This window comes from Verrucomicrobiota bacterium JB022 (assembly GCA_030673845.1).
In the GTDB taxonomy this organism is placed as follows: domain Bacteria; phylum Verrucomicrobiota; class Verrucomicrobiia; order Opitutales; family Oceanipulchritudinaceae; genus WOUP01.
On record JAUTCQ010000013.1, the window covers coordinates 132340 to 155473 of the forward strand.

The following is a 23134-nucleotide window of genomic DNA, read 5'->3' on the forward strand; positions in this document are numbered from 1 at the left end:
AATCGACCTCTTTCGAGAATATGTTAGCCCGCCGTATCTTTGGCTTGAACAGCCCTGTCGGGCAGGATTAAAAAACATGGGAAACACCCCAACGCGCCCCTGAGGCAAACCACGCCATTATCTACCGGCGGTTTCTCTCCGGCGCATCAGGCGGTCGGCTCGGCAACCCGCTCTTCCCCTCCCTTTGCGCCCCCACCCGGCGGCGCAAAAGGAAAAAACGCTGCTCATTTGAAATGCGTAGCGGGATAGAGTCTTGCCTTTCCTCCGCAAACCTATTGACTGAACCCAGCGACCAACCGCCAGCCCACGCGCGTCCATGCTGTCCAGCACGCCTACTGTCACCTCCCAGCCGACGATCACCGATGCCATTTCGGCCATCGATACGGCTCAGCGGTCCGCCCGCCAGCAGCAAGGGCTGATGGACGACTTCGTCACGACGGCGGAAAAACTCCTCGTCGAAGCCGAGCAGATCCTCGACAAGGCCGAGCGCATCCAGGACTCCGGCAGCACGGTCGACCTGCTCATCGTCGAGAGCAGCACCAAATTTGAAGGCATCGTCTCGCTGACCGAGAAGGTCTCCAACCAGGTCCAGAACTTCTCGATGCTGGTGGAAAACCTGCAGGACAACCTGCGCCAGATCATCAACATCCTCGACCACCTGCAGGACTCGATCAGCAGCAGCGGCGAGCTGAGCGGGCGACGCAGCCACGAAGACGAAGACGAGGAAACCGGCGCCGGCGTGCACATGTTTGGCGACGAAGGGGAAGACGACAACACCTCCCTCACCAACCCGTCCAAGATCCAGGCCATCATCAGCGAGACGACGAAGGACATCGACAGCCTGCACGAGACCGTCCTCCTCGTCTACGAAGACACCCAACTCGCTCAGGAAGCTTCCGAAGACCTGCGCCTGCGCATCAGCGAAGTGCGTGGCCACATCGAAAACCTCAAGGGCGACTACGCCGCCAACAGCCGCCTGATCGAGCAGTTCAAAAGCCTCAGCGAGCACATCCACCGCCTGACCGATCCCATCAGCCACAATCGTACGCAGATCGAGATGGGCCTCGAGGCCGTGGCACGCCTCAGCGACGGCTCCAGCAAGTCCAAGGCGGCCCTCAAGCGCTATTTCAAGAAGGTCAACAAGGAGACGGAGCGCCAGCACAACCCCGTCACCTTCTCCCAGGCCGCCAGCAGCAAGCCCGTCATCGTGCGCAGCTTCCTCTCCTCCCTGCTCGTGGGAGGCGTGGCTGCAGTGATCAACCTCGCTCTGCCCATCGCCCAAGGCCTGACCGTCGAGCCCCTCGCGCTGGGCCAGGTGCTCTTCATCGGCCTCGCCACCTACCTCGTGGCCACCATCGCCAGCGCCCAGGCCATCACCAACGCCGAGCACGAAACCGCTGGCGAATAAGCGCGGCCAGCAGGATGTTATTTTACGAGCGCCGGAAGTGATTCCGGCGCTTTTTCGCGTTTTTTGGGCAGAGGATTTGGTCTCACGCCAAGCCGCGAAGGCGCAAAGGAAATTCAGTCCTTCGCCTTAAAGCAGGGCCTACCCTTTCTATCCTCTACAAAACTCTCTGCGTCTTTGGCGCCTTGGCGTGAGGCCCATCTTCTTCAGTCCTTATCTGCGCTTCATCTGCGGCTAAAATACCCTCTTTCTTTTTGCTTAAGGCAGCTCCTGCCCGCGACCTGCCAAAAAGAGGCGGTACCAGTCTTCGCGGCCCAGCTCGATTTTCTGGGCGGCGGCGCAAGCCTTGATCCGCGCAGGGTCGCGCGTCCCCACCACCGGCTGCACGCCGGCGGGCAAGCGTAGCAGCCAACCCACTACGATCGCTTCCGGCGCCACGCGGTACTTCTGCGCCAGCTCGCTGACCAGGGCGCTCGTGGCCTCGATCCGCGCCTTCACCTCCGAGCCCTGCTTAAACTCGTCCCCTACCCGGCGACCGGAAAGATAGCCGTAAGCCAAAGGTGCCCAGGCCTGGGTGCGAATCTTGTGCAACTGATGAAAATCGAGCGTCCCATCTGCCACCGTGCCCACCATCGGCTGGCGATCGGCCCCCGAGACGACCGCGCAATCGAGCAAGCTGCTCTTGATCAGACTCAGCTCGATCTGGTTGACGACGAGCGGCTGGTCGAGCGCGGCCTGCAGACGCATGATCTGCCACGGGGTATGGTTGGAGACGCCGAAATGCCGCACCCGCCCCTGCGCATGCAGCTCGCGAAAAGCCTGCGCCACCTCGTCGATCTCCATCAGCAGATCGGGCCGATGGAGCAGGAGGCAGTCGAGATAATCCGTCTGCAGGCGCTCCAGCGAGGCGTTGACCGTGCGCATGATGTGCGCGTAGGAAAAATCGAAACGCTTGGGCGCGCCCGCCTCCGGCTCGTCGGCAAAGCGGATGCCCACCTTGCTCTGCAGCACATAATCGCGCCGCTTCAGGCCCAGCTCGCGCGCCAACTCCCCGAACAGGCGCTCGCTGCGGCCCCGACAATAAATGTCGGCGTGGTCGAAGAAGTTGATGCCCGCCTCTTGGGCCGCGACCAGCGCCGCGCGCGCCTGCCGACGGGCATCTTCGGAAATGTCCGTCCCCGGGGCCCAGTCGCCGCCGAAGTGCATACACCCCAGCGCCAACCGGCTCACGCTCTTGCCTTGGAAATCGATCTCGCCGCTCATGCCGCCAGCTTATCGCCTACCGGCGGGCTGACAACCATTTGCGACCGATTAACGGTGCGGAGCGTATATCATAGCGTTGAGGACCAAAAAAAAGCTGAGGCCATCGACGGCCTCAGCTGAAAGGTTTTTCTCTGCAGCCCCTCAACTAGCGATGAGCCTTGCGGCGCTCGAGCGAGGCCTTGATGAAGGCGGCGAAGAGCGGGTGCGGCAGGCGGGGCTTCGACTGGAACTCGGGGTGGAACTGCACGCCCACAAACCACGGGTGGTCGGGGTTTTCGACGATTTCCACCAAGTCGCGCTGCGGATTGACGCCCGCCAGACGCAGACCCGCCTGTTGCAAGGCCTCGCGGAACTGGTTGTTGAACTCGTAGCGGTGGCGGTGGCGCTCCGACACGGTCGGCTTGCCATAGGCCGCGCGCGACCAGCTGCCATCGAGCAGAGCACACTCGTAGGCCCCCAGGCGCATGGTCGCACCCTTGTCGCGCACGTCGCGCTGGTCTTCCATCAGGTTGATCACCGGGTAGGCCGTCTGCGGGTTGAACTCCATGCTGTTCGCGCCCTCGAGGCCGGCCACGTTGCGGGCAAACTCGATCACCGCGATCTGCATCCCCAGGCAAAGACCAAAGTAAGGGATCTTCTGCTCGCGGGCAAAACGGGCGGCCTGCACCTTGCCCTCGATCCCGCGCGAGCCGAAGCCGCCAGGCACGAGGATGCCGTCGTATTTCGCCAGCTCGGCGACCGCTTCGCGGGCCTCCAGATGCTCGGAGTCGATCCGGTGGACCTCCACCGCGCAGTCGTGAGCGATACCGCCGTGGGTGATCGACTCGTAGACGCTCTTGTAGGCGTCCTGCAGCTCGATGTACTTGCCCACCACCGCGATGTCGATCCGGTGCTTGGGGTATTTGAGGATGCGCACCACTTCCGGCCACGCGTCTTCCTTCACCTCAAGATTGCCGAGGCCCAGCTGGTCGAGCACGAGCTGGTCGACGCCCTCGTTTTCGAGCATCAGCGGCACTTCGTAAATCGAAGTCTCCACGTCGCGCTCTTCGATCACGGCCTTGACGGGCACGTTGCAGAAAAGGCTCAGCTTTTGGCGCAGGTCGCGGGCCAACGGCTTTTCCGTACGGCAGACGAGGATATCGGGCTGGATGCCGATCTCGCGCAGCTTGGCCACGCTCATCTGGGTCGGTTTGGTCTTCAGCTCACCGGCGGCGGCGAGGTAGGGCACCAGCGTCACGTGGATCGTGACCACATTTTGGCGCCCCTGCTCGAGCACGAACTGGCGGATGGCTTCCATGAAGGGCAGGCCCTCGATGTCGCCCACCGTGCCGCCGATCTCGGTGATGCACACGTCGACCTCTTCGTCGTTCGGGTCGAAGCGGCTCTTGATCTCGTTCGTCACGTGCGGGATCACCTGGATCGTCTGGCCCAGGAAGTCGCCCCGGCGCTCGCGGCGGATGATCGTGTCGTAGATCTGGCCGGAGGTCAGGTTGTTGTGGCGCGAGAGGTTGCCGTTGGTAAAACGCTCGTAGTGGCCGAGGTCGAGGTCGGTCTCCGAGCCGTCGTCGAGCACGTAGACTTCGCCGTGCTGGAAGGGGTTCATCGTCCCCGGGTCGACGTTGAGGTAGGGGTCGAACTTCTGCAGCTTCACCCGCAGCCCGCGCTGCTCAAGCAGAGCGCCGAGCGCGGCCGCCGTGAGGCCCTTGCCCAAGGATGAAACTACGCCACCGGTGACAAAAATGTATTTGGTCATGATCCAGAAAAACAATCGCGCCGCGCGTACGCACGGAAGTGGATACGGTCGTGGAAACAGACATCTAAGGGGTCACAAGGCGCGGCAGGCAAATGAAAATTCCACCGACTCGCCACCTCATGTCTCAAGCCCCGCTCCCACGCCGGTTCAGTTGGCGCCCGATACGGTCGGGATCACGGCGACAATCGATAACCGCATAGATCGAAACCACCCCGTCTTCTACCCGGTAATAAATCGCATAAGGGAAGCGCCTGGAGAGCATCCAGTGAAAGCCCGCCTTCAACCGGTGGACGCCAGCGATATGGTTCAGCCGGTCAATATCGGAATAGAGAGTATTCAGGAAGTAGTCACCCAACTTGGGTTCCCTAAACTCATAGAAGCGATACCCCTCCAGCAGGTCAGCCCTGGCTTCCTCAAGAATCCTGATCTTCATGAGCAGCGCGCCTGATCTCTACCTTTGCAATCTCCCAGTCCGAAAATGAAGAAGCCCCCGTAGCCGCTCTTCGCTCACGCTCCCGCAGCACGTCTTCATGCCACGCCGGGGGACTGAACGTGCTCTCCTCGCCACTGATGTCGGCCCAGAGGGTTTCCATCACTTCGAGTTTCTCCGCCAAGGTCATCTCCTCTAAAGGAAGCACGACTTTCATAGCCTCAGGTTGCCTTCAGTCGGGCGAGATCGCAACTTCGTTTTTCGAGCACCCAAACGATCTCAAACCTCCTCAAGACCTGTAATTTGGCCGATACGCTCAACAGCTTAAATTCAGAAAACTCTTGGCCGAGCTGGGCGATAAACTGGCAGAGGAGGCCAATGCCAAGCCCAAACCGAAGACGTCTCTCTGAAGCCTTGGAACAGCAGATTGATCGGACAAAATTTGGCGGAAAGACAAAGCCGGCTTAAGCTCCTGATGGGATGAAGACAGCTCCTCTTGCCCCGCCCAATTCGATGGCGTTTGTAAAAAGCCGGTGACGGCCTTTTTACAGCAGGGGCTTCCCTTCAGTCTTTTCCGCAAGTTGTTCTAAACCGGGGCGCGCTAAAACCGTATTTTACCGTTGCCAGAGGCCATCCGGCCCCTAGCGTCTGCCCAATGGCAACCGTACCCCAACTCCTCGCTTGGCACATCTGTGACAACGTCCACGTCGATCCTTCGACGGGCAAGACCTTCTTGCTCGGCTGTTTCTCGGCGGTTCGTTCCCGACAGTTCCCGGCGACACACCCTCGCATGATCTGGTTCCTCACGATTGGGGACGTCGCGCAGGGCAAACACATGCTTCGCATCTCCATGGGCTTGGAGATGGACAAGCTGGAAAAGCTCGTAGAGCGCGAATTCGAGTCTCCCGGCCCCCAGCAGCAAATCAACCTCATCAATCAGATGCAAAACCTGCAGTTCGAAACTCCGGGCAATTACCAGATTCTGATCGAGGTCGATGGCGAACCGCTGTTGGTGACGAGCCTCATCATTGCGGAATAGCCATCACCTGAATATGGATAATCACGAGAAGCATACCGAATTTGACCTGATCGGCGTGGGTTCTCCCATCGTGGACACGCTGGTCCATATCGACGAAGCCTTCCTCACCTCCCGCCAAGCTGAAAAGGGCGGGATGGTGCTGATCGACGAAGAGAACATGCAGGAGCTGCTCAAGGCCGTGCCCGCGGGAGCGGACATGCCCGGCGGCTCCTCCGGCAACACAGCCTACACCTGCTCCATCCTGGGCTTGAGGACGACCTTCCTCGGCAAGCTCGGGTCGGACGAAGGCGGCAAGTTCTACCGCAAGAGCTTCCAGGAAGTTGGGGGTAATGACGAACGCTTCAAGGTCGGCCGTATGGCCAACGGGCGTTGCCTCTCGCTGATCACGCCCGATGGCGAGCGTACCATGCGGACCCACCTCGGGGCCGCCGCCACGCTCAACCCCGCCGATCTCTCGCCGCTTGACTTCGCGGGCTGCCGCCACGCCCACATCGAAGGCTACCTCGCCTTCAACCCCGACCTGCTGGAGGCCGTGCTCCTCAGCGCTCACCGCGCCGGTTGCACGATCAGCCTCGACCTCGCCTCGTTTGAGGTGGTGCGTGCCGCGCGTGAAACGCTGCCCCGCACCCTGCAGCACTATGTGGATGTGGCCCTCGCCAACGAAGAAGAGGCGGAAGCCTTTTTCGGAGCCGGCAAGACCCACGCCGAGATGGCCCTCCAACTCGCCAAGTACTGCCGCATCGGCATCGTCAAGGCGGGCAAGGACGGCGCTTACCTCGCCGAAGGCAGCAGCGTCGTGCACGTGCCCGCCGAAGTCGTGGCCAAGCCGGTCGACACCACCGGCGCGGGCGACATCTGGGCCGCAGGCTTCCTCTACGCCTGGCTCAACGGCGAATCGCTCGAGGTGGCCGGCCAATACGGCTCGATCCTCGGCTCCGCCATCGTCCAGCACCTCGGGCCCCATCTGCCCGCAGACGCCTGGCCAGCCGTCCAAGAGCGCCTGAAGGCCGTCAAGGCCATCGCCTAAGCGCCCTGCATCAGGTCCCGCACATTTTCATCCCCGCCCGGCATGCTTCCCGGGCGGGGATTTTTTATAGATACCTCTCCACATCCATGCGCTGATGCAGGATGCGGACAACCTCAAGCGCATCGGGCTGCACGCGATAGTAAATCACATGACGCCCGACCGGGTATTTACGATAACCAACCCGGACATATGCGCAGGAAAACCCGAGATCCGGAAAGCGCTCAAGATCCTTGATCGCCTTGGGACGGAGCTTCAGGCTGCGGCTCATGCTCGCCTGCCAGCGCGACAGGTCGCCAGAAAAGACTGGAAGTCAAACGCCACCGCTTCCCCACTCTGCTCGCCCTCTTCAAGGGCTTGGCGGAGTGCATCCAATCGCGTGGATTCCTGCGTCAACATCTCGAGGCCGGCGTCCACCACATCCAACTCGGAACGAAAGCGACCGCTGGCCACTTCTTTTTGCGCCAAGGTAGCTTGTGCGGATGTCAGGTGAATGTGCGGAGGGTGTTGCATCGACTTCTTTCTTTCAGCATAGGCACTCTTCGCTCCTCTTCAAGCCAGATCACGCCTGCCCTTGACTCCGGGCGGACCGAGTTGTTCACTGATGGGATCATGAGCGCAACCGCCGAAGTCTCCCTCGAAGCAACGATCCAGCAGCTAGCCCGGCAGGCCTACGCCGCCTCTCTCAGCCTGGCCACGCTGCCGACGGAGACGAAGAACGCCGTGCTCGAAACCCTCGCCGGGCTGATCGAAAGCCGCGCCAATGACCTACGTGCAGCCAACGCCAAGGATCTGCAGGCCGGGGCCGCCGCCGGGCTGAGCAAGCCCATGCTCGACCGCCTGGAGCTGACGCCCAAACGCATCGCCGGCATGACCCAAGGCGTCCGCGAAGTCGCCGCCCTGCCCGACCCCGTAGGCCGCGAGCTGGACACCTACCAGCACCCCCAAGACTTTACCATCCGTAAGGTTTCGGTCCCGATCGGCGTCGTGGGCATCATCTACGAATCGCGCCCCAACGTGACGATCGACTGCGCGGCCCTCTGCCTCAAGAGCGGCAACGCCACCATTTTGCGCGGCGGCAAGGAAGCCTTCCATAGCAACGGCGCGCTGGCGGAGCTGATCCAGGAAGCCCTGCGCCAGCACGGCGTAAATCCCCACGCCGTGCAGCTCGTCCCCACGACCGACCGCGCGGCCCTCAACATCCTGCTGAAGCTCGACGACTACATCCACTGCATCATCCCCCGCGGTGGTGAGTCGCTGATCCGCTTTACGGCCGAGCACGCCCGGATGCCCGTGATCAAGCACTACACCGGCGTCTGCAACGTTTACGTCGACGCAGCAGCGGAAGCCGAAATGGCCGCCAAGGTAGCGGTCAACGCCAAGTGCCAGCGCCCCAGCGTCTGTAACGCGGCGGAAAACCTCATCGTCCACTCCTCGATCCTCGACACCACCTGGCTCGTCGTGGCCAAGGCCCTGGCTGACGCAGGCGTGGAGCTGCGTTGCGACGAGGCGAGCGCGGCGGCCCTGCAAAAGGCCGGCATCCCCCATGCCCCCGTCGACCCCGAGACGGATTACGACGAGGAGTACCTCGACCTGATCCTCGCGGTCAAGACGGTGGACAACGCCGACGAGGCGATCGACTTCATCAACGAGCACGGCTCGGCCCACAGCGACGCCATCGTGACGGGCGACGCAGCTACCGCGCAGCGCTTCCTCAACGGCGTCGACTCGGCCACCTGCTACTGGAACGTCTCCACCCGCTTCACCGATGGCTACGAGTTTGGCCTCGGCGCGGAGATCGGGATCTCGACCGACAAGCTGCACGCCCGCGGGCCCATGGGCCTCAACGAGCTGACGACCTACAAGTACCAGATCGTCGGCAACGGGCAGATTCGCGGCTAGAGCGTTTCGCTGCTTCAGATTAAAACGGAACGGCTCTCAAGTCTAACCTTGCGGCGCTTTACAGGCTCGCCTCTCCCGGCTGGATGCTTTAGCCCGGGGACATGAGTGCTGCATTTGCTTCCGACTGGAGCCAACAGATTACTTGGGCCGAGCTCGACCCCGCCTCGCTGCGCGAACTGATCGCACGTGCGCGCGATGAAGACCTCGCGGGAGCCGGGCTGCGCGAAGCCCCCCGCTACCGGTTCGATGTGACCAGCGCCCTGTTGCCGCACGAGAAGCAAGGGCGTGCGGCCGTCGTGGCCCGGGAGGAAATCGCCGTCGCCGGCCTCCCCCTGATCCCTCTGCTGATCGAAGCCTACGGCGCCCAATGCGCGTGGACGCCCTATGTGCAAGACGGCGCGGTGGCCCAGCCCAAAGACGAGCTGGGGCTGCTCGAAGGCAGCGCGCGCGACATCCTGCAGCTCGAGCGCTTACTGCTCAACTTCCTCCAGAAGCTCAGTGGCGTCGCCACCGAGACCCGCGCCTACGTCATCGCGCTCGGCGACAGCCCCACCCGCCTGCTCGACACCCGCAAGACCACCCCCGGCTACCGTTTGCTGGAAAAATACGCCGTTGCCCAAGCCGGAGGTTGGAATCATCGCCTGGGCCTCTACGACCGGGTGATGCTGAAGGATAACCACCTGGCAGCAACCGGGGCCACCGCCGGCGCCTCCCTCACCGACGTCGTGCGTCAGGCACGCGAACGCTATCCGGATTTGCTCATCCAGGTGGAGGTGGATGCGGTGGAACAAATCCAGCCTGCCCTCGACGCAGGGGCTCACTGGTTCCTGCTCGACAATTTTTCCACTTCGGAACTCGCCCAGGCTGTCGATCTGATTGGGGTGAAAGCAGCGACCGAAGCCAGCGGCGGCATCACGCTCGCGAGACTGGCGGAACTGTCCACGTTGGGCCTCGATTTTATTTCCACCGGGGCCACCGTGCACCAAAGTCGTTGGAAAGATATCGGTCTGGACTGGAGAATATAGGAATTTACCTAAAGGAAGATACTTAAAGCGCCGTTTTATACACTTGATATGATAATTTCATCTTAATATCGTCAGTTTGTTTACATCTTACACCCTATATTTACACTAAGGTATTCCACCCATCGAACGATTTACCATGTAGGAAGCAACCCCTCCTTTACCACATGTCACAGACCGACGTCATCATCCTCAAATCCCTCCTCACGGCCAAAGGCGACTTTGTCTCGGGCAACGACCTTGCCCAGCAACTCGGCATCTCGCGGGTCGGAGTCTGGGCGCGGCTAGAAAAGCTGCGGGAGAGCGGCTTCGCGGTAGAAGCGATCCGCCACCGCGGTTATCGCCTGCTCGAGGAGCCCCGCCGCCTCAACGAACCCCTGCTCCAGGCCTATCTGGAGTTGGCTGAGGCCCGGATCCCGGTCTTTTTCCACGAAACCCTCGACAGCACCAACAGCGAAGCGGAACGCCGCCTCGCCAATGGCCAGGCCGCCCCGTTTGTAGTCGTCTCCGGCTCGCAGACGCGTGGCCGCGGTCGCCTCGGTCGCCGCTGGTACAGCCCGGAAGAAGGCAACCTCTACGCCAGCTTTGCCTTCCGCCCCGAGACGAGCCACGCCCGCATGCAGGCCATCACCATCTGGCTCGGCCTCTGCGTGTGCCATTACCTGCACGAAGCCCACGAGATGCCCGTGCGCATCAAGTGGCCCAACGATTTGATCCTCGAAGGCAAGAAGGTGGCCGGCATGTTGACCGAAGCCCGCATCGACGCCGACCGCACGCGCGACCTCGTTTTCGGCCTCGGCCTCAACGTCTCGGGCGACCTGGTCGACTGGCCGAGCGACGTGGCCGAAGTTGCCACCACCCTCAGCGCCCACGCCGGCAAGCAACTCAGCATCAACCAGCTGGCCGCCGGCCTCGTGAAGTGCTGCGCCGAAGCCTACGATGCTTTTCTGCAAGGCACCCACCTCCCGGCCATGCTCGAGCTGTGGCAGCAATACGACGCCTTCGAAGGCCAGATCATCCGCGCCGAATACCGCGGAAAGATGATCGAAGGCCGCGCCGAAGGCATCGACGAGACGGGCGCGCTCAAGGTACGCCTCGACAGCGAGACCCTGATCAGCGTCAACTCGGGCGAAATTACCATCGGCACTTCTGCCTGGGCCCGCCAGCGCGCCGCCGAGGCCGAGCAGGCTGCCGAGCGCAGCTAGTGTCTGTTTTCGCCAGACACTAGGGGAAGGAGTGCGGGCAAACCGCTATCCTTCCTTTACAGCGCGCGTCGCACCTGCACACTGGAGCAGGTATTTGCGATGCCAAAAGCGACGCCGGAGTTCAGTATCGTGGCCGAGGGCCTCAGCAAGACCTATGGCCGCGCCAAGGTCCTCCACCAGCTGAGCTTCTCCGTGCGCCCGGGAGAAGTGGTCGGCTTCCTAGGGCCCAATGGGGCCGGGAAAAGCACGACCATGCGGATCCTCACCGGGCTCATCCGGGCCGACTCCGGGGAAGCCTTCGTGGACGGCATCTCCGTGGCCCGCGAGCCGCAAAAAGTGCAGGAGCGGCTCGGCTACATGCCGGAGAACAACCCGCTGCCCGAAGACCTGCGCGTCAAGGACTACCTGCGCTTCCGCGGGCGCCTCAAAGGCCTGCACGGCAAGAAGCTGCGCACCCAGGTCAGCCAGTCGCTGGAGTGGTGCGACTTGCACCGCAAGCACAGCCGCCGCCTGATCGGGCAACTCTCCAAAGGCCTGCGCCAGCGCGTGGGCATTGCCGAGGCCGTGCTCGCCAACCCGGCCGTCACCATCCTCGACGAGCCCACCATCGGCCTCGACCCGCACCAGATCCTGCTCATCCGCCGCCTGATCGAGCAACTACGCGGCAAGACGACCGTCATCCTCTCCAGCCACATCCTGGCCGAAGTCGAAGTCTCGTGCGACCGCGTGCTGATCATCAACCAGGGGCACCTCGTCGCTGCTGGCACGCTGGAAGAGCTGCGACACGAATTCGTGCAGGGCGAAGCCTTCGAGCTGGTCTTCAAAGGCACGCCGGAAGACCTTACGGCCGTCCTCGCCGAGCACTTCCCCACCATGCAGGTGACTCAGCACGAACCGTTGGAAGGTGACTGGCACGAGGCCCACCTCAGCGCAGGCGAGCAAGGCACCCCGGCAGAAGAGGTCCTGCGCCGCCTGCAGGAGCACCCCAACATTACCGTCCGCGAGTGGCGCGAACGCCGGGCACGCCTGGAAGACATCTTCCTCGCCGCCACCCGCCGCAGCTGGGACCTCGAAAACGCCAACCCGCACACGCACGCCGACGCCTGATGCGCCTCTTTACCCTCATCCACCACGAGGCCCGCAATCTCTACGCCAGCGCCTCCACCTATGTCGCCGCCGTGCTCACCCTGATGGTGATGGGCATCTGGTACAGCGTGGTGCTGTTCGACTTGGCGGCGCAGGAGCAGGAAGCGGCCCCCGCCACGCTCTTTTTCGGCTTTTTCTTCATTCCCGCGCTCGTTTTCGTGCCCCTGCTCACCATGCGCAGCGTAGCGGAAGAGCGGCGGCTTGGCACCCTGCAGTCGCTCCTCGCCACCCCCGTCACCGCGCTGGAGGTGGTGTTTGCGAAGTTTGTGGCCGCGTATGCCTTTTACATCTTCGTCTGGGCGCTCTCGCTGGCCTTCCCGCTCATTACCGTCAATTATTTCGACCAGCCCGATGTGACGCAGCGGCTGCTGGAGACAGGGCCCCTCATCGGCGGCTACACCTTCATCGCACTTTCCGGCGCACTCTTTGTGGCGGTGGGCATCTTCAGCAGCAGCCTCACGCGCACGCAACTTGTGGCCGGGATGCTGTGTTTCAGCATTATCTTCATCCTCCTCGTCGGCGTGCCCGTGATCCAGAATACCGGCTTTGCGCCCGACCTCAACCTGCTGGTGCCCGACAGCCTGCTGGCCTACCTGCAAGTGACGCATCACTTCAACGATTTCGTGCGCGGCGTGATCGACACCCGCCCCGTCGTCTACTACCTCAGCAGCACCCTCGTGGTCCTGGGCCTGGCCGTGCTCGTGGTGGAAAGCAAAGTGTAACCCCATGCCCGCGCTCGACCAGTTTCGCATGACCAACCTGGGGCGGCGGGCCAACCGCCTGCTCCAGACGGCGCTGATCCTGTGCCTGCTCGGCGGGATCAACTACCTGGCGATGAACCACTACCATCGCCAGGACCTCAGCCAGCGCCACCTCTACGCCCTCTCGCCCGAGACCCGCGCCTACCTGCGCGAGCTGGAAAACCCGGTGCGCGTGATCGTCACCTTTACCGGCAACCCGGAGACCGGCAGCGACCGCCTCAAGACCTACCTCGAAGGCCTCCTGCGCGAATACCAGGAAGCCGCCCGCATGGGGCCCAACGACATCGAAGTCGAATTCGTCAACATCTTCCAAGACCTCGCCCGCGCCGAGCAACTGCAGCAACGCTACGGCCTCCAGCAGCCCGAGGCGATCCTCGTCGTCTCCGACCAACGCCAGCGCATCCTCCTGCCGCCCGACCTCGCGGAATTCGACGGCGAAGACACCCCGACCGCGTTCAAGGGCGAGCAGGCGCTGACCAGCGCCATCCTCGAAGTCACCGCCCCCCGCCAGCCCACGATCTACTTTACCTCCGGCCACGACGAGATGCGACTCGACGACGTGAGCCCGAGCCGCGGCCTCTCCGTCGTCGCCGGGGCCCTGCGCGAGCGGAACTTTGCCGTCGGCACCCTCGACCTCACGCAGGTCGAAAACGTGCCCGAGACGACCGACCTTGTGGTGATTGCCGGCCCGCGCGGCCCCTTTACCCGCGCCGAGCAGGAAAAGCTGCGCCGCTACCTCAACGATGAGGCGGGCCGCGTCATGCTCCTCCTCGGGCCGGGGCGCGACTACGGGCTCGACGAGCTGATCGCCAGTTGGGGGATCCGGATGGACGACATGATGGTGCTCGAAGACAGCAGCGACTTCCTCGTCGACTCCGGCAGCTACCTCATCCGCCAGTTCGCGGAGCACCCCATCACCCAGTTTCACATCAACAACGAAGTCTACGTCGTCGGCGGGCTCAGCCGGCCTGCCCGCGCCTCCGGTCAGCCCATGGGCGACGAGCGCCTGACGGTGACCAACATCATGGGCAGCTCGGCCACCAGCTGGGGCGAGCGCGCCTACCGCACCGGCCCCGCCCGCTACGATGCCGGCGTCGACCTAGCCGGGCCCGTGCCGCTGGCCGTAGCCGCCGAGCGCCGCACCTCCTCACAGCTGCAGATCAACATCCCCGGGGGCCGCGTGGTCGCCTTCGGCTGTGGCGAGCTGTTTGCCAACCAGCGCATGAGTGCGCCCGGCAACCAGGCCCTGCTGCTGCAATCCATCAACTGGCTGCTCAACCGCGACCAGTTCCTCGCCATCCCGCCGCGCCCCGTCGACTCCTACCGGCTCACCGCCAGCCGGGGCGAGCTGCAAGAGCTGTCCCTTTACTTCCTGCTGGTGCCAGGCGCGGTTGGCCTCGCCGGCTTCATCCTCTACTGGCTGCGCCGCATCTAGGCCTTCCTCGCCATGCGCTTCCGACTCACCCTCTTTCTCCTGCTGGCCAACCTGGTCGTCTTCGGCACCATCCTGCTGCTCGAGCAGCGAGGCGAAGTCGTCTCCGCCGAGTCCATCCACCGGCGCGTGCTGCCCGTTGGATTCATCGAGCAGCTGGAAGCAGTCGAGCTGAGCGGCAACCAGGCCAACCGCACCTGGACGCTCGAACGCCAGGACCGCGACTGGTGGGTGCAGGCCCCCGTGCGCTGGCCCGCCAACCGCTTTGCCCTCGAGCGCCTGCTCGACCAACTGCTGCACCTGCGTTGGGAGACCCGCTTTTCCATGCGCGAACTGGAGTCGAGCGGTCGCAGCCTCGGCGAATACGGGCTCGACCCGGCGCAGGCCACCCTCGTCCTCACCACCCCCAAGGACACCCTGCGCCTGCACATCGGCTCCCCCACCGAGTTGGGCGCCAAGCTTTACCTGCAGCTCGAAGGGCGCGACGAAGTGCTGGTGGTCGACCGTCAGCTGCTCGCCAGCCTCTTTCTGGAGCTCGACAACCTCGTCGACCACCGCGTGCTGCAGATCCACCCCAGCGAGGTGCGCCTGCTGAGCCTGCAGGAAAACGGCACCCGCGTGCGCCTGCGCGCCCAACAGGGCGAGTGGCAGCTCGAAGCCCCCGTGCAGGCCCCCGCCGACGAGCTGGCCGTGCAGCGCGCCATCGAAGCGCTCTACCAGATGGAGGCCGCCGAATTTGTGACGCCCGACCTCGGCGAGCAGGGGCTGAACAACCCCGACCTGCGGATCGCCCTCGAAAGCGCCCAACGCAACCAGAGCCTGCTGGTGGGCAGCCAGGTGCCAGGCAACGACCTGCCGCGCCGCCGCTTCGCCAAGCTCGAAGACCGCGACGCCGTCTTCACTGTCGCCGCCGATAACTTTGCCCTCATCGCCGGCGCCCAGGAGACGCTGCGCCAAAAACGCCTGCTCTCCTTCTCGCCCAGCCGCCTCAACACGATCGAGATCCGCCTCGACGAGCAGAAAACCACGCTGCAGAAGCTCGAAAACGGCACCTGGCAAGTCCTCTTCGATCAGCCGCAAGACGGCCTGCAATCGTCCACGGCCGATCCGCAGATCCTCAACCGCGTGATCGACGCGCTCGAAGAGCTGGAAGCCGTCTCGTTTGTGACCGACGCGCCCGCCGAGTCCGACCTGCAGCGCTTCGGGCTCCAGCAGCCGCAGCGCATCGTGACTTTGCGCCGCGAAGGCAGCGACCAGCCCCTCGTCTTGCGCCTGGGTACCCTCGCCAGCGACCGCAACGTGATCTACGCGCAGACCAACCAGGCAGCGACCGTCTACCAAGTACGCCCGGCCATCCTTTACAACCTGCCGCTCTCCCCGCTCTTTTACCGCAACCGCATCGTTCAGACCCTGCCCAACTCGGTCGAAATCCGCCGGATGCGACTGGTCAAGGACGCAACCAACGAAGTGATCTTCGAGCGCGCCTTGGGCGAGCAACCGAGCTGGGAAGCGCTGGAGGTGCTCGAAAACGAGCCCGACCGCACGCTGATCGAGACCCTGCGCCACCAACTGCGCAACTTCGAGGTGCGCAACTATCTGCGGCGCGGCTTTACGCGGCCCTTCCAGCTCGACCCGCAGACGAGCATCCCGTGGGACTTCCGCCTCGAAGCCGATGTAACGCAGCCGGGCTCCGCCGAAGCCCCCACACGCACCATTGTCTACTTCCTGAGCCAGCGCCGGGGCGGCATGACCCAATACGCCGCCTCGCCCGAGGCCGACCTCGTCTTTACGCTGCCCCACTTCATGATCGAAGCGCTCGAGCCCTTCCTCGGGCCGCTCGACCAGGCTCGCGGCCCCGCCGCCATCCCCCCTGCGGCCTCCGCACCCGAAGCCGAAGCCGAGGCCGCGCCCGCCAGCGCCAACTGAGCCCATGCGCAAGCGGCCCACCTTCCGGTTCTGTTGCCTCGTCTGCTGGCGCGGCTGCTGCCTCACGGCCAATTGCATCCTCACCGGCATCCTCGCCATCCAGGCCGTCATCGCGATCCTGTTGCTGACCTCGCCCGACCTGCCGGTCCCGAAGTTTCTCGAAAGCCGGATCAACCGCTCCTTCGAATCCCACGAACTGACCGCGAGCTGGGAGAATGCCTACATCGACTTGCGGGGCCGCCTCAGCGTCGACGGGCTGGCGCTGCACCACCGCTTTGATCAGGACCAGCTGCTCCGCATCGGCACCGCCCGCATCGACATCAACTGGCTGGCCCTGCGCGACCGCGAAGAAGTGCTCATCGAGTCGGTCCTCGCCCGCGACATCCGCCTCTATGGCCGCAACTCGCTCGACCCGGTGCTGCGCCTGAGCAACCTGGAGCTGGACCACGGGCGCACCTGGCACCTGCAGGAAGCAGCCGGGCGCTGGCAAGGCATCAACTTTTTTGCCGCCGGCCCCATCCCCACCGAGCTGCCGCAACAGGAGCCGCAACCCGACCAGCCTCTCGCCCAGCGCCTGCGCCAAGCCGCCGAAAAAATCGAAAGCATTGCCGCCCAGCTGCCTCCTATCGAGGGCGCGGGCCTCCAAGTGCGCCTGCTGCCCGCCACCGATTCCCTGCCCGAATGGCAGGCGCAGGCCTACCTGAGCAGCGTCCAGTTCCCCGAGCCCGCAGTGCGCGTCGACGGCCTCCTGCTCGACGCCAGCGGCTGGATCAACCCCGCCTACGCCTGGCGCGAAGCGGCCCTGCACGTCCGCAACCTCCAGTATCAGGACGCGACCGCCCACCATCTTGAGCTGACTGCCCTGCCCGGCGACCCCGAGTGGCTCGCGACCGGCACCCTGCGCGTCGAAGACCTCGCCCAGCGCGACATCCGCCTGCAAAACACCCTCCTGCACTGGCAGGCGCCCCGGCTGACCGAAGGCGAAAGCACCTGGCAACTCGAAGCCGTCACCAATGCGATCGGCGGACTCTGGACCGCCTCCGGCCAGTTCGACACCGCCCGCAAGAGCGGCTCCATCGACCTTTTTACCGAGATCGATCCCGACAACATCCTCGGCCTCCCCCGCCTCAACCTCGAAAAGGCGCAAAAGGAAGTGCGTTTCGAAGGCACTTCGCGGGTGGAAGCGCAGATCGAGCTGCTCGAAGACGCCCAACTCGGCCCCATCGACCTTCAGGTGCGCCTCGACGGCCTCACCGTGCGCGACGTGACCTTCGACTGGGGCGTAGCCCATGGCCGCATGGCCGACGGCTGGCTCCACCTCGAAGACATCCAAGTCACCTCGGGCGACGGCCAACACGCCGTCGGCGCCTTCGGGCAGAGCCTCGACAGCCGCGATTTTTACCTCCGCTTCGAAGGCAACCTCTACCCCCAGTCGCTCAACCCCATGTTTGGCAACTGGTACGACAGCCTCTGGGAAGGGCTTAACATCCCTGGGCCGCCTCCCTGGGCCAGCATCCAGGTCCGCAGCAGCTGGGGCCTCGACTACGCCCACCGCCACCAGCTGGCGCTGGATATGCGCGACATCCTCTACCGCGACCAGCCGCTGGAAGTGGTGGACCTGCGTATCCGGCAAAACGACGACCAGATCCAGCTCGTACACCTCGACGCGCGCAGCGGCCCCGGCCGCGCCATCACCGGGCAAGTCTCGTGGCAGCTCGACCCGGCCGACCCCGCCTATCGCGTCCAGCGGGTCAACATCCGCAGCACCCTGCCGGTTCCCGCGCTCGAAGCCGCCCTCAAGCTCGCCCCCGGCACCGTAAGCGAGCGCCTCCAGAGCCCCAACAAACCGCCGCGCGTCGCCTTCAGCGGCCAGATTCGCACCGAGATCGAGAGCCGCACCCAAACGCCTTACATCGACTTTTCTTTCAGCAACGACACGCCGTTCACCACCTTCACCCTGCCGGTCGACTCCCTGGTGATGGAAGGCTCCCTGAAGGACAAACTGATAAGCCTGACGAAGGTAAAAGGCCAAGTCTTCGGCGGAGCGGCCGATGCCACCGCCAACCTGAAAATGCAGCCCGAGGCCGGCCCGATCTTCGACCTGCAGCTGACCCTCAAAGACGCCAACTACACCCGCGCGATCACCTGGATCCAGAACCGAGGCAAGGACGCGCCCGAAGCCACGCCCGCCAACCCCGACGCGCCGCCCGGCCTGCTCAACCTCAGCACCACCCTCCACGGCCAGGGCGCGCAAACGGAGACCTACTCTGGCCAGGGCCACCTGAAAATTTCCGAGGCCGAGCTGCAACGCGTGCGCCTGCTCGGCGGCCTCTCCCGCCTGCTGGAGGAAGTGGGCATCACCATCACCACCTCCCCCCTGCGCGAGCTGGAGACGGAGCTGCAACTGACCTCCGGCGACCTCACCCTGCCCGATGTGAGCATCAGCGGCCCCGGCCTGCGCATCCGGGCCGACGGCACTGTATCGCTGCCCACCCAGGCGCTCGACTTCAACGTGCGCGCGTCCCCCGGCGTCATGCGCGGCACCATCGTGGGCAACGTCGTAACGGGCCTGCTCTCGCCCCTTGGCGGCGTGCTGGAGATGCGCGTGACGGGCACCCTGTCCGATCCCGACTGGGGCTGGAAATGGAACCCGTTTCGCGGCAGCGGCTCTCCCCCCGCCGAAAAAGCTAAAGAAACGGCACCTGCCCCTAAAAGCGGACCTGCAAATCGCGAACCGTAACTCGCTAGTAAAAGAATTTGCATTGCACCGTCTTAGGTGAATCCTCTTCATTATTCTCCCAACGCGTAAACCTTACCCAGGAGCTGGCTTTGGATATCAAGGAAATTAAAACCATCGTCGATCTGATGAAGCGGTCCGACCTGACCGAATTTGAGATCGAAGAAGAAGGCCTGCGGCTGCGTATCAGCCGTAAGGGCACGACCGAATACACGGTGGCAGCTCCCCTGCCCGCCGCCGCCTATGCCCAACACATGCCGGCCCCCGTGGCTGCGGAAGCCCCCACCGCGCCCAAGGAAGAAATCGGCCGCGTGATCAAGAGCCCCATGGTCGGCACGTTCTACGGCGCGCCGTCTCCCGACAGCCCTTCGTTCGTCAAGGCCGGCGACACCGTCAACCCCGAGTCCGTCGTGTGCATCATCGAAGCCATGAAGGTGATGAACGAGATCAAGGCTGAGCTTTCGGGCACGATCACCGAAATCCTCGCCAAAAACGGCGAACCGGTCGAATACGGCCAACCCCTCTTCCGCGTGAAGTAGCGCGCCACCGCTGGCCTCATGCTGAAAAAGATCCTCATCGCCAATCGCGGAGAAATCGCGCTCCGCATCATCCGCGCCTGCCGCGAACTCGGCATCGAGACGGTTGCCGTCTATTCCGAGGCCGACGAGCAGTCCCTGCACGTGCAGCTGGCCGATGGTGCCATCTGTATCGGGCCCGGGCCGTCGGGTGAAAGTTACTTGCGCCCCGAGCGCATCATCTCCGCCGCCGAAATCGCCGACGTCGATGCCATTCACCCCGGCTACGGCTTCCTTGCGGAAGACGAAGACTTCGCCGAGCAGTGCGAGGAGTGCAAAATCAAGTTTATCGGCCCCCGCTCCGAGACCATCGCGCTGATGGGCAACAAGGCCCGCGCGCGCGAAACGGTCAAGAAAGCAGGCGTGCCCACCGTGCCCGGCAGCGCCGGCGCGATTGAAGACCCCAAGGAAGCCGTGAAGGTGGCCGAGGAAATCGGCTTCCCCGTCATCATCAAGGCGGTGGCAGGCGGTGGCGGGCGCGGAATGCGCCTGGCCCACAACGCCATCACCTTCCAGAAGGAATTCAACGCCGCCAGCAACGAAGCGGCCAAGGCCTTCGGCGACGGCTCGGTCTACATCGAGAAGTACATCGAAGAGCCCCGCCACATCGAGTTCCAGATCCTGGCCGACGAGCATGGCAACGTGATCCACCTCGGCGAACGCGACTGCTCCGTGCAGCGCCGCCACCAGAAGGTGATCGAAGAAGCCCCGAGCCCCTTCCTCACGCCCGAGCTGCGCGAAGAGATGGGCAAAGCCGCCATTGCCGCCGCCAAGGCCTGCAATTACTGGAACGCGGGCACGATCGAGTTCCTCGTCGACAAGAATCGGAACTTCTACTTCATCGAGATGAACACGCGCATCCAGGTGGAGCACCCCGTGACCGAAGAGGTGACCGGGATCGACCTGATCAAGCAGCAGTTGCGCGTGGCGGCGGGCGAGAAGCTCCAGTACAAGCAGGAAGACGTGCAGATCAAGGCCCACGCCATCGAGATCCGCGTCTGCGCCGAAGACCCGGCCCGCAACTTCGCCCCCAGCCCGGGCGAGATCACCCTCTACTACCCTCCGGGTGGCCACGGGGTGCGCGTCGACAGCCACGTCTACGGCGGCTACCACATCCCGCCCTACTACGATAGTATGATCGCCAAGGTCATCGCCTACGGCCCCACCCGCCAGGTGGCGCTCGACCGAGGCTACCGCGCCTTGAGTGAATACTTGATCCGCGGCATCAAAACGAATATCAGTTTCTGCCGGGCAATCTTGCGAGACCCCGTGTTTGTGGAACAAGGTGCCACGACGCGTTTCATTGAAGATTTCTTCAAGCGCGCGCCCAAAGACCTCCTCGAACCGCCGCAAGGCCCCAGCGCTAACGTTTAAGCCGTCGCCATGAGCCCAGACGATAACGAAAATACCTACACCGATCCGCAGGACTCCTTCGATCACTACCAGGAACACGATACCGGTTCCGGTGCGATCAAGATTGCCCTCGGCGTGGTCCAGAACATCGCCACCCTCGCTGCCGAGGAGACCAAAGGCGTGCTCAGCGTCAGCCAAGGCGGGATCCCCCTCTTCGGCGGGCGCGGCGGCAGCGGAGTCGTCGTGGAGCATGACGACCAGGAGCGCTACATCATCGATGTGCACGTCGTGCTCGTGCTCGGCGTAAAGCTCCACCAGGTGGCCCAGGAAATCCAGATCCGCGTGCGCGACGAAGTCGAAAACATGACTGGCAACGAAGTCGCCCAAGTCAACGTATTCGTCGAAGCCGTGCGCAAGCCCGAGGCCAAGCCCACCCACTCCGAAGGCGAACGCCGCGAGAAGCCGGCGGCCAAGACCCCGCGCGATTAACCCGATCGCGGCACTTGCCTCCATTTCAGCCACCGCTCGTCGGTGGCTTTTTTGTATCCCCAAACCCCGCCAGCATGTCCGCGTAGGACTTGCTGAAGCCGCTTTTTCGTGGTTTAATAAACTCAGGAACCTATGGAAACTTACTGGCAATCAATCGTGGAATGGCTCCAGGACCCGGTGCACCTCGCTATCCTTGGCGCCGCACTGATCGTGGCCATCTTCCTCCTCGTGACCCTCGTCAAGTGGCGCCGCAACCACGCCCCCATCGTGCCCTTCCGGGCCCAGGGCGGCCGCGTCGAGATTGCCCCTCGCACCCTGCGCAACCTTATCAACCATGCGGTGATGGGCGTGCCCGGGGTGGAGAAGCTGCACAGTAAGTTTGGCACCCGCCGCCGCAAGCTGCACATCCACTGCTACCTCGACCTCATGGCCACGGCCAAGCTGCCCGAGGTGGAAGCCGAGTTGAAGCACCGCATCCGCGAAGCCCTGCGTAACCAGTTCGGCCTCGAAAACATCGGCGATATCGATGTGACGGTGAAAAAGATCGTCGGCGACCCGCCCGTGGCCCCCCGCACGCCCCTGCTCGAAAGCCGCCGCGACACCACGACCAAAACGAGCAGCCCCTCCCATCTGGTCTCCCATTCCGAGACGGAGCCCCAGCGCAACGCCAGCGCCACCAAGACCTACGAGACGACCAAGGTGGACGAAGCTGGTGCCTACGACGAAACCGACAACCTCGAAGCGCGCGAAGCCGAAGAGGAAGAGTCGAAGAAGCGACTTGGCTAACCCGCCCCTGCCCGCCTAACCTGCGTGCATGCAAGACCTCTCCGCCGCCCGCTTTTACGGCATCCTCGACACCGGCTACGTCGCCCCCGCCGATTGGGAGCGCAAGTGCCAGGCCCTCATCGAAGGTGGTGCCGACATTATCCAACTGCGGGCCAAGCGAGAAACGCCTACCGAACGCCAGGCCCTGCTCGAGCGCATCCTGCCCTTGTTTGACGGGCTCGACATCCCGCTGGTGATCAACGACCACCTCGAGCTGGCCCTCGCCTATCCCCGCCTCGGCCTGCACGTGGGGCAAGACGACCTCTCGGTGGCCGAAGCCCGCGCAAAGCTCGGGCCCGACCGCGTGCTCGGCCTCTCCACCCACTCCCCGCAACAGGCAGCCGACGCAATGCTCCAGCACCGCGAGCATCTAGACTACTTTGCCGTCGGCCCCGTCTACGCCACGCAGACCAAGCCCACTTACGAACCCGTTGGGCTGGAACTCGTCCGCCACGTAGCGAGCCTGAACGCTCCGCTCCCGTGGTTCGCCATTGGAGGCATCAACCGCCGCACCGTCGCCGAAGTTAAAGCTGCCGGTGCCCGCCGCGTCGTCGTCGTGTCCGACGTCCTGCAGGCAGATGATACGCCCGCCGCCGTCCAGGAAATCCGGCAGGCGCTGGGATAGGATCGACCGTCGCGGTTGGGCGGGATTACTCTCACCAAGAACACAGAGGCACAAAGATCCCTAAACGAATCTCTGCGCTCGCTGCCTGAGATTATAGCGTCTCATGGAGTGGACAAAGCCGGATGTTAGTGCTCTTTATTCGAGCGTTGGCAGGTCTGATGGTGGCACCCCGCCGGGGTGCATTCTTGATCCTGAAGAACCCGGGGTGCCGGTCCGCTGGAG

The 23134-nt window shown here is 63.7% G+C and carries 22 protein-coding genes; 16 read left to right on the top strand and 6 right to left on the bottom strand.

The annotated features are described in order from the left end of the window. The first annotated feature begins 316 nt into the window (after nucleotides 1-316). Nucleotides 317-1408 (top strand): hypothetical protein, encoded by a 1092-nt coding sequence (locus Q7P63_09375; GenBank protein MDP0500296.1) that lies wholly within the window; start codon nucleotides 317-319, stop codon nucleotides 1406-1408. Between the two features lie 255 nt (nucleotides 1409-1663). Here Q7P63_09375 and Q7P63_09380 read toward each other — a convergent pair whose 3' ends face one another. The 4 genes from Q7P63_09380 to Q7P63_09395 all read right to left on the bottom strand — a co-directional run bounded on the left by Q7P63_09380 (nucleotide 1664) and on the right by Q7P63_09395 (nucleotide 5068). Next, on the bottom strand, nucleotides 1664-2668 hold the full coding sequence (locus Q7P63_09380; GenBank protein ID MDP0500297.1) for an aldo/keto reductase: 1005 nt from the start codon (nucleotides 2666-2668) through the stop codon (nucleotides 1664-1666). A 145-nt stretch (nucleotides 2669-2813) separates the two neighbouring features. Next, nucleotides 2814-4421, bottom strand: a complete 1608-nt coding sequence (locus tag Q7P63_09385) for a CTP synthase (GenBank protein MDP0500298.1) — start codon at nucleotides 4419-4421, stop codon at nucleotides 2814-2816. Between the two features lie 124 nt (nucleotides 4422-4545). After that, the gene (locus tag Q7P63_09390; protein MDP0500299.1) at nucleotides 4546-4854 is read right to left on the bottom strand and encodes a type II toxin-antitoxin system RelE/ParE family toxin; all 309 of its coding nucleotides are present in this window, start codon (nucleotides 4852-4854) and stop codon (nucleotides 4546-4548) included. Continuing rightward, on the bottom strand, nucleotides 4835-5068 hold the full coding sequence (locus Q7P63_09395; protein MDP0500300.1) for an addiction module protein: 234 nt from the start codon (nucleotides 5066-5068) through the stop codon (nucleotides 4835-4837). The genes Q7P63_09390 and Q7P63_09395 overlap by 20 nt, the downstream gene beginning before the upstream one ends. Nucleotides 5069-5506: 438 nt before the next feature. On the opposite strand from Q7P63_09395, the gene Q7P63_09400 reads away from it, so the two are divergent. Together Q7P63_09400 and Q7P63_09405 are read left to right on the top strand one after the other, a co-directional pair. Continuing rightward, nucleotides 5507-5890, top strand: a complete 384-nt coding sequence (locus Q7P63_09400) for a hypothetical protein (protein MDP0500301.1) — start codon at nucleotides 5507-5509, stop codon at nucleotides 5888-5890. A gap of 13 nt (nucleotides 5891-5903) precedes the next feature. Continuing rightward, a complete protein-coding gene (locus Q7P63_09405; GenBank protein ID MDP0500302.1) occupies nucleotides 5904-6917 on the top strand; it encodes an adenosine kinase in 1014 nt (337 codons plus the stop codon). Between the two features lie 64 nt (nucleotides 6918-6981). Here the strand turns inward: Q7P63_09405 and Q7P63_09410 are convergent, their stop codons facing one another. Continuing rightward, the gene (locus Q7P63_09410) at nucleotides 6982-7185 is read right to left on the bottom strand and encodes a type II toxin-antitoxin system RelE/ParE family toxin (protein MDP0500303.1); all 204 of its coding nucleotides are present in this window, start codon (nucleotides 7183-7185) and stop codon (nucleotides 6982-6984) included. Continuing rightward, nucleotides 7182-7427, bottom strand: a complete 246-nt coding sequence (locus tag Q7P63_09415) for a type II toxin-antitoxin system ParD family antitoxin (GenBank protein MDP0500304.1) — start codon at nucleotides 7425-7427, stop codon at nucleotides 7182-7184. The genes Q7P63_09410 and Q7P63_09415 overlap by 4 nt, the downstream gene beginning before the upstream one ends. Nucleotides 7428-7526: 99 nt before the next feature. On the opposite strand from Q7P63_09415, the gene Q7P63_09420 reads away from it, so the two are divergent. The 13 genes from Q7P63_09420 (at nucleotide 7527) to thiE (ending at nucleotide 22912) form a co-directional block, all read left to right on the top strand. Further along, nucleotides 7527-8816, top strand: coding sequence for a glutamate-5-semialdehyde dehydrogenase (locus Q7P63_09420; protein ID MDP0500305.1), 1290 nt, complete (start codon nucleotides 7527-7529; stop codon nucleotides 8814-8816). A gap of 101 nt (nucleotides 8817-8917) precedes the next feature. Further along, entirely contained in the window at nucleotides 8918-9841 is a 924-nt protein-coding gene (nadC, locus tag Q7P63_09425) for a carboxylating nicotinate-nucleotide diphosphorylase (GenBank protein MDP0500306.1), read from the top strand. Between the two features lie 164 nt (nucleotides 9842-10005). Then, a complete protein-coding gene (locus Q7P63_09430; protein MDP0500307.1) occupies nucleotides 10006-11043 on the top strand; it encodes a biotin--[acetyl-CoA-carboxylase] ligase in 1038 nt (345 codons plus the stop codon). A gap of 99 nt (nucleotides 11044-11142) precedes the next feature. After that, on the top strand, nucleotides 11143-12150 hold the full coding sequence (locus Q7P63_09435; protein MDP0500308.1) for an ABC transporter ATP-binding protein: 1008 nt from the start codon (nucleotides 11143-11145) through the stop codon (nucleotides 12148-12150). After that, complete coding sequence (locus Q7P63_09440; protein MDP0500309.1) at nucleotides 12150-12911, top strand: ABC transporter permease subunit; 762 nt, start codon at nucleotides 12150-12152, stop codon at nucleotides 12909-12911. Before Q7P63_09435 ends, Q7P63_09440 begins: the two co-directional genes overlap by 1 nt. 4 nt (nucleotides 12912-12915) lie before the next feature. Beyond that, a complete protein-coding gene (locus Q7P63_09445; GenBank protein ID MDP0500310.1) occupies nucleotides 12916-14385 on the top strand; it encodes a GldG family protein in 1470 nt (489 codons plus the stop codon). 12 nt (nucleotides 14386-14397) lie between these two features. Next, the gene (locus tag Q7P63_09450; GenBank protein MDP0500311.1) at nucleotides 14398-16308 is read left to right on the top strand and encodes a DUF4340 domain-containing protein; all 1911 of its coding nucleotides are present in this window, start codon (nucleotides 14398-14400) and stop codon (nucleotides 16306-16308) included. Nucleotides 16309-16312: 4 nt separating this feature from the next. Further along, entirely contained in the window at nucleotides 16313-19048 is a 2736-nt protein-coding gene (locus tag Q7P63_09455) for an AsmA-like C-terminal region-containing protein (GenBank protein ID MDP0500312.1), read from the top strand. An 89-nt stretch (nucleotides 19049-19137) separates the two neighbouring features. After that, nucleotides 19138-19584 carry an acetyl-CoA carboxylase biotin carboxyl carrier protein gene (gene accB / locus Q7P63_09460; GenBank protein MDP0500313.1) on the top strand — a complete coding sequence of 149 codons (447 nt, stop codon included), beginning with the start codon at nucleotides 19138-19140 and terminating at the stop codon, nucleotides 19582-19584. Nucleotides 19585-19602: 18 nt separating this feature from the next. Then, nucleotides 19603-20994 carry an acetyl-CoA carboxylase biotin carboxylase subunit gene (gene accC / locus Q7P63_09465; protein ID MDP0500314.1) on the top strand — a complete coding sequence of 464 codons (1392 nt, stop codon included), beginning with the start codon at nucleotides 19603-19605 and terminating at the stop codon, nucleotides 20992-20994. A 9-nt stretch (nucleotides 20995-21003) separates the two neighbouring features. Further along, complete coding sequence (locus Q7P63_09470; protein MDP0500315.1) at nucleotides 21004-21462, top strand: Asp23/Gls24 family envelope stress response protein; 459 nt, start codon at nucleotides 21004-21006, stop codon at nucleotides 21460-21462. Nucleotides 21463-21618: 156 nt separating this feature from the next. Then, nucleotides 21619-22248, top strand: coding sequence for a hypothetical protein (locus Q7P63_09475; protein ID MDP0500316.1), 630 nt, complete (start codon nucleotides 21619-21621; stop codon nucleotides 22246-22248). A gap of 28 nt (nucleotides 22249-22276) precedes the next feature. Beyond that, nucleotides 22277-22912, top strand: coding sequence for a thiamine phosphate synthase (gene thiE / locus Q7P63_09480; GenBank protein MDP0500317.1), 636 nt, complete (start codon nucleotides 22277-22279; stop codon nucleotides 22910-22912). Nucleotides 22913-23134: the final 222 nt, after the last annotated feature.

Bases quoted from the DNA above. Each gene is read 5' to 3' on its own strand.
- Q7P63_09375 (MDP0500296.1), top strand. From the start codon at position 317: ATGCTGTCCAGCACGCCTACTGTCACCTCCCAGCCGACGATCACCGAT.
- Q7P63_09380 (MDP0500297.1), bottom strand. From the start codon at position 2,668: ATGAGCGGCGAGATCGATTTCCAAGGCAAGAGCGTGAGCCGGTTGGCG.
- Q7P63_09385 (MDP0500298.1), bottom strand. From the start codon at position 4,421: ATGACCAAATACATTTTTGTCACCGGTGGCGTAGTTTCATCCTTGGGC.
- Q7P63_09390 (MDP0500299.1), bottom strand. From the start codon at position 4,854: ATGAAGATCAGGATTCTTGAGGAAGCCAGGGCTGACCTGCTGGAGGGG.
- Q7P63_09395 (MDP0500300.1), bottom strand. From the start codon at position 5,068: ATGAAAGTCGTGCTTCCTTTAGAGGAGATGACCTTGGCGGAGAAACTC.
- Q7P63_09400 (MDP0500301.1), top strand. From the start codon at position 5,507: ATGGCAACCGTACCCCAACTCCTCGCTTGGCACATCTGTGACAACGTC.
- Q7P63_09405 (MDP0500302.1), top strand. From the start codon at position 5,904: ATGGATAATCACGAGAAGCATACCGAATTTGACCTGATCGGCGTGGGT.
- Q7P63_09410 (MDP0500303.1), bottom strand. From the start codon at position 7,185: ATGAGCCGCAGCCTGAAGCTCCGTCCCAAGGCGATCAAGGATCTTGAG.
- Q7P63_09415 (MDP0500304.1), bottom strand. From the start codon at position 7,427: ATGCAACACCCTCCGCACATTCACCTGACATCCGCACAAGCTACCTTG.
- Q7P63_09420 (MDP0500305.1), top strand. From the start codon at position 7,527: ATGAGCGCAACCGCCGAAGTCTCCCTCGAAGCAACGATCCAGCAGCTA.
- nadC (MDP0500306.1), top strand. From the start codon at position 8,918: ATGAGTGCTGCATTTGCTTCCGACTGGAGCCAACAGATTACTTGGGCC.
- Q7P63_09430 (MDP0500307.1), top strand. From the start codon at position 10,006: ATGTCACAGACCGACGTCATCATCCTCAAATCCCTCCTCACGGCCAAA.
- Q7P63_09435 (MDP0500308.1), top strand. From the start codon at position 11,143: ATGCCAAAAGCGACGCCGGAGTTCAGTATCGTGGCCGAGGGCCTCAGC.
- Q7P63_09440 (MDP0500309.1), top strand. From the start codon at position 12,150: ATGCGCCTCTTTACCCTCATCCACCACGAGGCCCGCAATCTCTACGCC.
- Q7P63_09445 (MDP0500310.1), top strand. From the start codon at position 12,916: ATGCCCGCGCTCGACCAGTTTCGCATGACCAACCTGGGGCGGCGGGCC.
- Q7P63_09450 (MDP0500311.1), top strand. From the start codon at position 14,398: ATGCGCTTCCGACTCACCCTCTTTCTCCTGCTGGCCAACCTGGTCGTC.
- Q7P63_09455 (MDP0500312.1), top strand. From the start codon at position 16,313: ATGCGCAAGCGGCCCACCTTCCGGTTCTGTTGCCTCGTCTGCTGGCGC.
- accC (MDP0500314.1), top strand. From the start codon at position 19,603: ATGCTGAAAAAGATCCTCATCGCCAATCGCGGAGAAATCGCGCTCCGC.
- Q7P63_09470 (MDP0500315.1), top strand. From the start codon at position 21,004: ATGAGCCCAGACGATAACGAAAATACCTACACCGATCCGCAGGACTCC.
- thiE (MDP0500317.1), top strand. From the start codon at position 22,277: ATGCAAGACCTCTCCGCCGCCCGCTTTTACGGCATCCTCGACACCGGC.